This window comes from Bacillus sp. FSL W8-1143 (genome assembly GCF_037965155.1).
Classification (GTDB): Bacteria; Bacillota; Bacilli; order Bacillales; family Bacillaceae; genus Bacillus; species Bacillus pumilus.
This window is the reverse complement of the sequence record NZ_CP150182.1, coordinates 853,914-866,431: the sequence shown is the minus strand read 5'-3', so window position 1 is coordinate 866,431 and position 12,518 is coordinate 853,914. Positions and strand designations below refer to the sequence as shown.

Below are 12,518 nucleotides of genomic sequence, written 5' to 3'. Positions count from 1 at the left end.
CATGGCTTACTTACCACTTTATAAATGAAAAATATGGAGAATCAGGGCATAACATTTGTTTTCGTCTAATTTTTTTCTCTTTTATCATGAAAAGTGAAGACAAAACGATTTAGCCTAAACATTACAATCATTTCATGCCTATTTTGAGAATCAAATGTTCTTTAAGTGAACTTCATAATATAGAGGCAAGCCAAAGGAAGGAGTTAGTTGTTTGATGGAGCTCATTGATAATAAATCAAAGAGATGGATAAACATTTTAAAACTACTTGTATCCAAAAATAAGTGGTGGAGCCTTCAAGAGATATCGAATGAACATATCGGTTCGGTTCGTGCCATTCAAAGCGATTTAGAACAAATGAAATCGTTCAAAACAGAGAACGGTGAGCCGTTAATCCACATAAAGCCGAGACAAGGCATATCCATTTGTTATACACAGACGATACGAGTGGACTACTATATCAAGGAAATTTTAAAAGATACGATTGAAATTCGATTGATTGACGGCATTTTTTTCGAACAAAACAGGTCTTTCTATGAATGGATGGACACGCTTAATATCAGTAGATCCACATTGTATAACACCATTCATAAAATCAATTCCATTCTTATCTCTTATGACATTGAGTTACGCCCAGATAGTATGCAGTTCCATGGAAATGAGAAGGAGATTCGTCAATTCTTTGTTGAATTTTTGTTTGAAGTGTATGGAAGCCGGCTTTGGCCATTCGATGATATTCATAAGCAAGATGCAGTTGATTTATTACAGGAGCTATTTCAGGTGCTAGAAGTCAATGTGCCAGATGTGGCGATAGATAAATACTGCCTATGGTTCGCCGTTTCCATTCACCGAATGAGGAAAAATTTCACAATAAGCCGTAAATATACGTACTCAATGAAAGAGGAAAAACAAAGTTCTGTAGCCAAAGGGATCTATGATCAAATCCAAACATGGGAAGAGCATATTTGCCGAATGACCAAAGACGTATTTGATGTGACGCTGGATCATCATGAATTTGTCTTTTTGCTATTGATCGAACCAGCTATTGGACACTTTAAATCAATTGAAACTGTCGAAGAAAAATTGACGTTCTTCCAATCACATACACCACGACTTTATGATGCCATTCATTCATTTATCAACCAATTGGAGTCGATTTTTCATCAAGAAATAGCGAATCGCAAGGTGATGACACTCGTTCTTCTCCAATATTATGTGTATTCCAATGAAATTACCGTGAGAGATGGATTCCTTTTCAAAAAGAAATCGAGCTATTTATCAGAGGTGAAAAAACAGTTTCCTTATTTCTATTCGAGGATTACTCATATCATCCAAGAGTTAAAAACAGACGATATCCTCGGTCCTTTTGTGAAAAATGAACGGGAATTGATTCGTATGATTACGTCGTCCTGGAGAGGGCTTGTTCAATTGGAAATGGAACGGAGAAACGTGTTGAACATATTTGTTATTTCAACATTAGGCTATTATCATAGTTTGTTTATTGCGGATTTAATTAAATTAAGCGTACCTCCTCTCATTCACATTTTTACAAGTCCAGAGAATACATTAAATGATGTCACGATGGAGGAACTTGGGATCGATATGATTGTGACCGATACCGAGCTGCCTCTTCAATTCGGACAATCTACGCTGCTGATCAGCTCTTTTCCAACAAAGAAAGAATTGGACAACTTGCACTCAAGATTGGTTGATATGACAGGCTAATGTTCATCAAAAAAAGCTGCTGAGGAGCTCTCAAGCAGCTTTTTGCTTCTGTATTAATGAAGCACTATTTGTTCATTCATCAAATCAATGGCATAAAGTGATTGCTCATATTCATCTAATAGAAGGTATACTTTGAGCGGTGCAGCGGTTTGATCTGTCTGCTGCGTGAATAGGACACAAGTGAATTTTTCGATCCCCTCTGGCAGCTTGCTTTTCAGAAAAGGATGAAGAATAGGAGAGATTCGAAGAGTATCAACATCTTTTAGCCAAAGTTCATCTTGTAACGCAGGATAATGGTCAACCAAAAACTGACGAAACACTTCCAATGTACTCAAGGTAGACATCCTCACTTTCTTCTATCATGGCTTCAAGCTTACCTAAATCAAACATGTTCAAAGTCATCCTATGATGTCAGCCCACCAAATGTCGTATACTACTAGAGACACGATTTCATTTTTTTCAAAAAGCATTGTAGATCAACTTTACTGTCATGAGTGTTTCATATGTATGACGTCTACTAATATTCCAACCGATGGACCTATGATCATATTCTTATCTGTTTCTTTCGTGATGAAACGACAACTTCCTGCTACAAAATTCCAAATTTCTTCAAAAAATTGGTGCAATGAGACAAAAAAGAACAGCTTCTCACTGTTCTTTCAAAGAAAACACTTCGCCGCTCTCTGCATCAACACCAACATGGCAATCGAGCTTTCCGCATAGAACATATTGTTTTTGCGCTTCGTCATAGACGTAAATAGGTGTAAGTTCAAGACGTTCTCTCAATTTTTCAAAGGCTTCTGTCTGAGATACAGAAATATCACTTGCCGCTTGAGAGGGGCTGAGTATCCCGCACACTTGAAACATTTCTTTTTTATCTATGTAATTAACGGCTTCAAACGAGCTGGCGTCAATGAAGACCTTGATCTTGTCCATAAACCCACTGCCTTCTTGCCCGTTCGTTTTTAATATCGCATGGATGTATCCATGCTCACGATGGAGTGTTTTCAGAACCCACTTCCCTGTATCCTTTGGATATTTTTGCGCCAAGAAGGTTCGGACTGCTTTGATACACTCAGCTTGCTCTTCTTTTGATATCGGGAAGGTATCTGGTGACGGTTCCAATGAGAAAGCTTGTTCAGCTGAAATGTTCTCATGCATGTTCATTTCCTTTTTTTCAAAGGCATTGTTTATCGGTTCATTCCACTCAATGACCTCATTCATGTGTATAAAGTGCGTTTCTTCACGCCCAATTTCAAACGGAAGCGTTCCTGTTCCATCGTTTTTCACATAAATTTCTTCTAATGCATAAATAGATCGGATTCGGTTGTGCTCGAAGGAAGGCCATTGAAACAGCTGTACTTGCTGCTCAGCTAAGTTCTCCAGCTTATCAAGGGAAAGCGCATATTCCTCAGCTTTCAGTAATGTTTTGGCTAAAAATGGGCCGTGGTGTGTAAAGTACATGAGCTGTCCATGTTCATTCCATTTCACTTCGATTCTGCCTGATGGCGTCACTTTCACACCATCTATTGCTTCTTCGAAAGAAAGTTCCCCTTTCTCCTTCTGATGCATATGAAAATGCTCATCATAAATCAACCCTGTTTCTTGTTCGATCCATTGAATGACATGAGCTGGATAAGGTCTCTTAAACGTGACACCCTGCTGCGCATAGGTTTTGTCCATGACAAAAATAACCGATTCGATCTGTCCTGTATTCAAATTCACTTCAATGACAGCTGTGCCGTCTGGGTTGATATCGTCGTCCTCAGGTTCAGCTTCATGAGAGGGGAACCATTCCATATTCAATGTATAAATCGTTTCATTGAACATGTTGACGTAACGATGAAAGCTGTGTCTTTTTAGATTATAAAGATCTAAGCCAAATTTCGCCTTTGTCTGATCAATCAATTGTTGTATGTTTGCATTCAATGGTTTCACCTCTAAATAATGATGTTTTATGGAAGAAGAAAAATGACGATAAAGATAGAGATGATGATTGCCATCAATAACCCTAAAGCAATTCCCATCATGTTAGACTCTTTTGTATAGCCTGTTAATTCTCCTTCAGTCGATCGATCGATTTTTCTAAAGCGAAAAAGCATGCTTATATTGATAGAGGCTAGAACGATTAAAAACAATAAAATGGTCAATACAGGCTCGATGTCACTAAATGGATTCATTACATTTTGAAAACTAAATGATTGAAAAAACATAATGCCACTCAATACGACTTTCCAAACATTCTCTGAAAATTTTTCTTTCTCCCATTCTTTTCCTAATTTCTCTTTTTCATAAATAGCTACCTGCTCAAAAATAGGTATGAAAAACTTTGTTTTTCCTTTTTTGATAAAGCCGATAATGCCTTGGAGAAGCATTAAAATTCCTAAACACAAAAAGAAATGTGTAAGTTGGATATTAAAGATTTGAATCACCATAAAAAAAGCGATGATCATAAGTCCGAATATCAAATTAGAGACACCTATTTGTTTTGTCCTCATCTTTTTCAGTGCAGCTTGTTCCATGTAATACTCCTCTCCGTTTCAAAGGTTTCTGTTGAACGCTCTATCTTTATTACGATTTCACTGAAAAAATGTTTCAATATTTTCCCTTTCTACTGTCAATTCGGCTTTTTTCGCAAATGAAAAGACGCCCATCATTCGAACGTCTTATTCTTCTTCAAGAAATCATCACATCATATTTGGGCAACTGTTCTGTTTTTTATTTGTTGAGCTGCCAGATATTTAAAATCATCAATAGAGAGCTGTCTAGATGTCTTTTCTCGATGCTGTCTGATATTCAGTGTTTTTTCTTGCATTTCTGTATCACCAATGACAGCGATATAAGGGATTTTTTGCATTTGTGCTTCTCTCATTTTATAGCCGAGTTTTTCATCCCGTTCATCGATTGTGACTCTGATTCCGATCTTTCTTAATTGCTGCTGCACCTCAAGGCAATGATCAAGGTGAATCTTTGAGACAGGAATGATTTGTACTTGCACTGGTGCCAGCCATAACGGGAAGGCACCTGCAAAATGCTCGATGAGAATCCCAAAGAAACGATCTAGAGAACCAAAAATGGCACTGTGAATGACAACTGGTCGTACCTTTTCATTCTTTTCATTGATATATGTTAAATCAAATTTCTCAGGCATTTGAAAATCCAGCTGAATTGTAGCGCACTGATGGCTCCGCTGCAAGGCGTCTTTAATATGAAAATCGATCTTCGGTCCATAAAATGCCCCATCTCCTTCATTTAGCTGGTAATCGATCTTTAGCCGATCAAGTACATTCTTTAGCGCTGATTCAGAGATATCCCAAATGGCATCATCCCCTAACGCTTTTTCTGGACGAGTGGATAGTTCCACAGAGTACTCAAACCCAAATGTCCGATACACATGATCAACTAATTGGAAAATCCGTTTGATTTCAGCTTCAATTTGATCTTCTCTCAAAAAAATATGGGCATCATCTTGGCAAAAAGTTCTGACCCTGAACAATCCATTTAATGCTCCGCTAAATTCATGACGATGCACCTGACCGAACTCAGCCATTCTGATCGGAAGGTCTCTGTATGAATATAAGTTATTTTTAAACATGAGCATATGCCCTGGACAATTCATCGGTTTTAAAGCAAAGCTTGTATGATCTACTTCTGAGAAATACATATTTTCATGATAATGATCCCAGTGACCTGACTTTTCCCATAGCTCTTGGTTCATCATAAACGGTGTGTTCACTTCTTCATATTGCGCTTTGTTTCGCACTTCTCTTGAAAAGGCCATTAATTCATTTCTCACAATCTGACCTTTTGGTAAATAAAACGGCATACCTGGCGCTTCTTCCGAAAACGTGAACAGAGATAATTGTTTCCCTAATTTCCGGTGATCACGTTTGCTTGCTTCTTCCATGAAATGAAGATACTCAGCTAGATGTTTTGGATGTTGATACGCTACACCATACACTCGCTGCAATACATCTTGATGACTATCACCCCGCCAATAAGCCCCTGCAACACGTGTTAGCTTAAATGACTTTACGAACCCAGTAGAAGGTAAATGAGGCCCGCGGCATAAGTCGATAAATTCACCCTGCTGATACACTGTGATGGCTTCTTCAGATGGGAGTCGTTTTAAAATATCAAGCTTATATGGATCATGTGCAAACAACGATTCAGCTTCTTTGTAAGTGACCGCCTTTCTTTGGATGAGATGATTCTCGTTTATGATTTTTTCCATCTCTTTTTCAATTGTAGCCAAATCCTCTACACTTAATGTTTGATTCAGCTTCATATCATAGTAAAATCCATTTTCGATGACCGGTCCGATTCCAAGTGTGACATTGTCATATAACCTTTTCACGGCTTGGGCTAATACGTGTGCAGATGTATGGCGCAGCACTTCAAGCCCTTCTTTTGAATCGAGTGTGACAATAGACAGCCGAGCATCACTTTCCAGCTGATGACTTACATCGACCATTTGTTCATTAATCTTTCCTGCCACTGCTTTCTTCCTTAAGCTCGGGCTAATATAGGAGGCAACATCTGCGACAGTCGTACCTGCAGAGAACCCCTTTATCTTTCCATCTGGAAATTGAATCTTCACCATGTTTTCTCTCATGACTGACACACCTTTCTTTTTTAAAAATAAAAAAACACACCCATCCCGCATAAAGGGACGAATGTGTAATCCGTGGTTCCACCCAAATTCCCATAACGCATATTCGCTTTATGGCTCTGGTGCCGTAACGTGGCATAGTCGGTATTGGATACTTCAATTTTCCCCAATACAGCTCAAAGGTGGTAAGACAACTTTTCTGCGTTAGGAAGATTTCAGCGTGACTTCCCTCTCTGGTAACCGATAAAAGTGGCTCATGTCCTTTTCAAAGCAATGATGATAGTTGAGTGAACAAAAAAACACACCCATCCCTCATAGAGGGACGAATGTGTGATCCGTGGTTCCACCCAAATTCCCATAACGCGTATTCGCTTTATGGCTCTGGTGCCGTAACGTGGCGTAGACGATATTGGATACTATGATTTCCCCAATACAGCTCAAAGGTGGTAAGACACTTTTCTGTGTTAGGAAGATTTCAGCGTGACTTCCCTCTCTAGTAACCAGTAAAAATGACTCATGTCCTTTTCTTCGCTTTTAATTTCTCCATATCTTACATGAAGGTGATGGATCATGTAAAGCTTTATTTTTTGCAGTGCAATTGAATTTCATTCTTTAAATGATATGTTGCGTGTATTTACTTGGGCTGTATTCAATTTTAAACGCGGGAGATAGGGCTCGTTTCACTTCTTCAGTGATACGCTCTCCTCCTTGATTGAATTTCTTTTCCATGTCTGCGCCATTTGGCAGCAAATCATCTGTCTCTTCGTCAAACCAGCGGCCATACTGTATGTTCCAATTCCAGATCTTCGAGAAAAGTGTATCGCTTATTGGTACATCGTCTCTTTCTAAATGACATTGACAATGCCCACAATGAAAAGGTTCATATCCATAATCTCCTTCAATTTTCACAAAAGGATGATCCTCATACTCTCGACAGCACACCCACTTTTTGAAGTTCTGACCGAATTCTGTCAGTTTAATTGAGTAATAACGCATAGAGGTGCGCCTTCCTATCATGTCAAAAATCCCTTGATCAATTAATGTCTTTAGCCGATACTCGATAAAATCATCACCGATATACTGTTCTAAATGACCGAGCACTTCCCCTATTAAGCGTGGCGTTACGATGTACTCCTCTTCTGGATGGGACTGATGAAGCCGCTTAGCCATTTTCACTAAATAAGCATCAAATTCATCTTCTGGTACGCTGATCGTTTGTCCTTTTTGCCATATCCGCAGCGTATGATTTTCTTTAGCAAATGAAAGCCATTCGATGAGTAATTGCGCTCTTTCTTCTTTTGTTACTGAGTGCATATGCTCTTTACTTTTGTACAAAACCTTCAATTTTTCAGTTGTGATTTCCCCGGCATGCCGAATATCCATTCGTCTTGTATTTGTATTGAACAGCTGATCAAATGCAGTCGTTGTATTGATGAGAGACAATTCAATGTTTTTCTCTTTTAATAAATAGATGGCATATCGCAAACCAATTTGCTCATGGGCATTATTGCCTGTCCAGATGAGGATACTCGTACCATCTTTTATATCTTTTATTTGCTGAAACATTCTATGCTGATTGGTGATCATGTCATCAAAATAGCCATATTCATTTGACATCACGTGACGAAGCCACTCTATACGTTTCTCCTGTCCTTCTTGTTCATGTAAATGCAGAAGGGGTCCAATCGAATAAATGTCATCAAAGGCGATGATCTCATTTACTTGGTCTTGCTTCATTTCGCGCAATGCTTGTTTTAAACTACCGGCAGCTGCTGCTCCAAATACGATATGTATCATCAGTCGTCTCCCTTTATCTTACAGTTCACTTCATCTTCACCTATTCATGGTTCCCTCGTCAATTCTATTGAGTCAATTTCATTCAAAAGTATGACAATGAGAGGTTAAGATATATATAGAATGCAGAATTGAAGAGACTATATCCCATGAAATGGGGCAATCTGTTTACTGAGCTCGCTTTAAAACTTTCTCTCTGAATGATTGATAGAATCCCCCTTCATTTAGTTCAAATTCTTATTCACAAATTCCCCTTCACAATCGTTCTCTTGGCTTTCTTAACAATTCTGCTAGTTGCTTTTGTGTCAGAATTCTTTGACCACTGGTCGCACAGGTTTGTTACCCAATTTGGTTGTGTTTTACTTGCGTCATTGAGCCAGTTTCCTACAGAATCTTGAACATATATGGATGGATCGGATTTGAGTAAATTTAGAATAGGCAGTGCCCTCTCTGGCTCTTGTTTTAATAACTCAATATGCTTTGTCCATACCCCTCTCGGACGGAGCGACTCTACAGAGAACCGGCGAATATTTTCATCCTCGCTTTTTGCCCATTCTGTTAAATGCTCTATACTTTGATCGAGCTGAAGACTTAGACTTTCTCTCACTGACATCCACGCAATTTCTCGAACACCAAAATGATGATCAGCTGCAAATGGCTGAATGTACGCAAGTTTCTCTTCCAGTGTTGATGAACTCTGTTTGTTCATATAAGCAGCCCAACAGCGAACGCTATCAGATATGTGGTGAGCAAATGCCAGCAGCACTTCCGCTTGTTTTTCTTCATTCTCTTCATGTAGCACGTCATCTAACAATTGACCAATGAGCCGAATGGCTTTCATTCCTGATTCAGCTTTTTGTTTAGTGATCTCAGATGATACATCGTCTAAACGATGCTCTAAACCAACGGACGGCAAAACATGCTGTATTAGCGTCATATGATTGACAGCCAGCCATTCAGTTAAATTCACACTTTCAATCTCTCCCTGATTCAAAAGGGTCAAGACGTCATGAGGGATATCAGTCCCCTTTCGAGCGCCTTTTCGATTGATCATTTCCTCACTTATTGGCATTCTGTATTCTCTCCTTGTCTAGTGGTTCTTTTGTTTGATATTCATTGTTTTTAAAAGGAATTTGTTGATGCTTTCAATCTTTGGATATTGACTCCTATTTTAGCAAATAAACAACTTCACTGGTGCATTCTTCAAATCAAAAAGGAACTACCCGAAATAAGTAGTTCCTTTCATACAACATTGAATGTAAGTTAGCTTCCTTGCTCGATCACCTTCAAACTCTTGCGCTGAGAAAATCGGTCAAACGCTACCATTAGAATGGTCATGAGTAGAGCGAGAAAAACAGTGCCAGCACTGATCCAGCTTAGGTTTAATATAGATGTTTCGCTTAGCACAATCCCTCCTACACCAGAGCCTAAGGCAAATCCGAATTGAATAAATGATGTATTGACACTTAATGCGATATCAGGAGATTTTGGTACAAGTGTGACAAGATATAGCTGCTGAGCTGGTGATGTGCTCCATGTAGCGATCATCCATATCATGATGACAGCCACCATGAGCACGAGATTACCTGTGACAAATGATAGCAGCAAGAGCATGATGATTTGCAAAATGATTCCTGAGAAAATCGTGAATATTGGGCCTTTTTTATCTGCCGCCATCCCTCCAAGGCTGGAGCCCAAAAAGCTGCATATTCCTGCTAGTAACAAAATGCCACTGATTTCTGTGATGCTAAGATTTGCTGATGCTTGCAGAAAGGGCGTTAAATAGGTAAACAACGTGGAATATCCACCTACATAGAATAGCGTCACTGCCACCGCCAGTAATATTCGCTTGTCTTTTAAAATCGATAACTGCATACGAAGCGTCACCGGTTCTTGTTCTTTCATAGAGGGGATTCGCCTGTACACAACAATCAGCGGAATCAGCGTGATCAATCCAATGGCTGCGAATAATGCTTTCCATCCGATCAGACTGCTTAGAAATGTCCCGATTGGAACGCCTAAAACCAAGGAGCTGCTGAGTCCCATTAAAATGATGCCAATAGCTGTTCCTCTTTTTTCACGTTCTACAAGACGAGTCGCAACAGCCATTGCCACTACAATAGCCGTCCCCCCACTGATTCCTTGTAAAATCCTTGTCATCATCACCATTTCAAACGAATGGCTGACACTTGTGATGACATTACTTAAAATAAAAATCATCAGCATCCATGACAGTATTTTTTTGCGGTCTATATTGATGGTCAGTGCAATGACAATCGGCGCGCCGATTGCCGCTGAGAGCGCTAAAGACGTGACCAATAATCCAGCGGCAGACGTCGTGACATGTAAATCATCTGCGACCATCTGGATAATGCCTGTAATGATATATTCGATTGTTCCGATTAAAAAGGCTGCTAATGCAAGTAAATAGACAACGGTTTTATTTTTCATCGTGACGTTTCTCCTTTGGGCACTGTTTACGATTTGATTTCATCTATAATAGGAATTTGAATTTCAATGAGTCTGCCTTCTTCATTTTCAGACAATGGGTAATAAATCTCTCGGCCTGGCTGGTCTTCTTTCACGCGGTATCCATTATTTTCGATCCATGTCGCTAGGTCAATACAAGCTGTTTGTGCAGATGGAGAATGTGAATGAAATAATAATGTCGCCATGGTTTCTTCAGCAGGTAATGTACGTATCGTGATCCCTTGAGGAAGAGTGCCCCTTAACGCTTTGACGGAATACCCCACCTCAAATTCGAACTCACTTTCTTTTTCGAATGATTCCCTCCATAGCACCACTTGTGGTCCCGAGATCGATTCTTGTTGATTTTTAAGTAATAAATGATGAAACGTTTGAAAGAATGAAGGAATTTCGTCAACAGTTCCGTTGGATTGGAAAGACATGATGCGTTTGCTTTCAACAGATTTGATGATGACCTCCTGTTCTTTTTCAACACATCCCTCTCGTTTGATGAGGTGCATCCGCTCCTTAATACGCGCTAATTTCTGTTGTTCTCTCTCGATCAATTGCTGAATTTCACTTTCTTTCAGCAGAAACATGCCCTGAATCTGCTCTACTGATATATCTTCACGAAGAAGCTGAGCCATTTGCTTTAACGTAAAGCCCAATTCCTTGTACAGAAAAATTCGGTTGACCTCAAGCAGCTGTTCAGCTGAGTAATAACGGTATCCCGAATCTTGATCGATCTGCTTAGGCTTTAATAAATCAATTTGGTCATAATATCTTAAGGTTTTAACAGGCACTTTACTTAACATAGAAAAATCGCCGATCTTGAACATCCTGCATCTCCTCCGTTTTGTTGATCTGATCAAAGTATAAACCTTTCAGTTAAGGGGAAGGTCAACATGAAGTTGAATAAATTTTTCAAAAGCGCGAAAAAACCTAGATGTCTCTAACATCTAGGTTTTGCTCATTATTCTAAAATTTTTCTAACAAGCCCATCTCTTCAACAATCTTTATATCATTCATAAACCGTTGCAAACTTACTTTGTTCTCTTTTTTCTGTAAATCTGAAGAATAACCTAAGCATAGATTAAAAATACGATCTAACCTTTCACCGACTCCGCTATAAAAATAATTTGTTAATATTCCATTATTTTCACTTGCAAGAACCACAACTGTAGCCATCTCTAGTACATATTCAATATCTTCTTTAGAAATCGTTCGATCCTTTTTCTTAGCATTCATGAATTCATGACTATGAATAGAACGTATCCTACCTTCAAGTAAATTGAGTATAGACTTTTTATAGATGACATACACACTGTGAATATCACTTTTATCAGGACAATAGGGATCTTGTAAAATGAATTTTATACGCTCATCTTCTTTTTCCATTTTTACTGCATCAAGATCATTTAATAAAATGTTATCGATTTCTTCTATTTTCATAGGAGGAAAAGTGTTGGCTGCATCTGTTTTACTTTTCATTTGATCACTCTAAACAATCCAATCTTTCTAGGCACTTTACAATAGCTCCGCTTTTAAAGAAATTGAGTATGGCACCCTCGCTAAATCGTTCGGCTCTCACAACCTCCATCATAAGAGCAAGCACACACTGTGCATTTAAATTTGAAATGTCCACATTCTCCATATCATTCATTCCCGATTCAATCCCATTTTCTCTAAGGATCTCTCTGTAGCGGATAAGCCCCATCTCTTCGTGTTGTTCTGCAAAGGTATAAATATCTTCAATCAAGTGACGGACCGTTTCGGAATATTTCACAAAAGGCATTTGAATCGGATGTTCAGCTGTTCCATCATTTTCTTGATCGATCACCCATTCTCCAATAGGATCTTCCTGAAGCAGCGGTATGTATTTAGTCAACATCTCGAATTGGCTCATTCTCATCCTCCTCTATT

At 38.9% G+C, this 12,518-nt stretch carries 11 protein-coding genes; 1 reads left to right on the top strand and 10 read right to left on the bottom strand.

Going from position 1 to position 12,518, the window contains the following annotated elements; all coding sequences use genetic code 11:
* The first annotated feature begins 214 nt into the window (after window positions 1-214).
* A complete protein-coding gene (locus NSQ36_RS04115) occupies window positions 215-1,723 on the top strand; it encodes a helix-turn-helix domain-containing protein (protein ID WP_113386858.1) in 1,509 nt (502 codons plus the stop codon).
* A gap of 53 nt (window positions 1,724-1,776) precedes the next feature.
* Here NSQ36_RS04115 and NSQ36_RS04110 read toward each other — a convergent pair whose 3' ends face one another.
* The 10 genes from NSQ36_RS04110 to NSQ36_RS04065 form a co-directional block, all read right to left on the bottom strand.
* Window positions 1,777-2,058, bottom strand: a complete 282-nt coding sequence (locus NSQ36_RS04110; protein ID WP_003217864.1) for a hypothetical protein — start codon at window positions 2,056-2,058, stop codon at window positions 1,777-1,779.
* Window positions 2,059-2,371: 313 nt separating this feature from the next.
* Window positions 2,372-3,661: a hypothetical protein gene (locus tag NSQ36_RS04105; protein WP_339206857.1), complete on the bottom strand. Its 1,290-nt coding sequence runs from the start codon at window positions 3,659-3,661 to the stop codon at window positions 2,372-2,374.
* 17 nt (window positions 3,662-3,678) lie between these two features.
* The gene (locus NSQ36_RS04100) at window positions 3,679-4,245 is read right to left on the bottom strand and encodes a hypothetical protein (protein WP_113386856.1); all 567 of its coding nucleotides are present in this window, start codon (window positions 4,243-4,245) and stop codon (window positions 3,679-3,681) included.
* A 170-nt stretch (window positions 4,246-4,415) separates the two neighbouring features.
* Window positions 4,416-6,338, bottom strand: a complete 1,923-nt coding sequence (gene thrS / locus NSQ36_RS04095) for a threonine--tRNA ligase (protein ID WP_253622826.1) — start codon at window positions 6,336-6,338, stop codon at window positions 4,416-4,418.
* A gap of 609 nt (window positions 6,339-6,947) precedes the next feature.
* On the bottom strand, window positions 6,948-8,132 hold the full coding sequence (locus NSQ36_RS04090) for a DUF1835 domain-containing protein (protein WP_253622827.1): 1,185 nt from the start codon (window positions 8,130-8,132) through the stop codon (window positions 6,948-6,950).
* Between the two features lie 238 nt (window positions 8,133-8,370).
* Entirely contained in the window at window positions 8,371-9,201 is an 831-nt protein-coding gene (locus tag NSQ36_RS04085) for a DNA alkylation repair protein (protein WP_253622828.1), read from the bottom strand.
* A 191-nt stretch (window positions 9,202-9,392) separates the two neighbouring features.
* Window positions 9,393-10,580: an MFS transporter gene (locus NSQ36_RS04080; RefSeq protein ID WP_309217500.1), complete on the bottom strand. Its 1,188-nt coding sequence runs from the start codon at window positions 10,578-10,580 to the stop codon at window positions 9,393-9,395.
* Between the two features lie 26 nt (window positions 10,581-10,606).
* On the bottom strand, window positions 10,607-11,434 hold the full coding sequence (locus NSQ36_RS04075) for a MerR family transcriptional regulator (protein WP_226804786.1): 828 nt from the start codon (window positions 11,432-11,434) through the stop codon (window positions 10,607-10,609).
* A gap of 139 nt (window positions 11,435-11,573) precedes the next feature.
* Window positions 11,574-12,086 (bottom strand): hypothetical protein, encoded by a 513-nt coding sequence (locus NSQ36_RS04070; protein ID WP_050944775.1) that lies wholly within the window; start codon window positions 12,084-12,086, stop codon window positions 11,574-11,576.
* Between the two features lie 4 nt (window positions 12,087-12,090).
* Window positions 12,091-12,501, bottom strand: coding sequence for a DUF6508 domain-containing protein (locus NSQ36_RS04065; protein ID WP_226804785.1), 411 nt, complete (start codon window positions 12,499-12,501; stop codon window positions 12,091-12,093).
* Window positions 12,502-12,518: the final 17 nt, after the last annotated feature.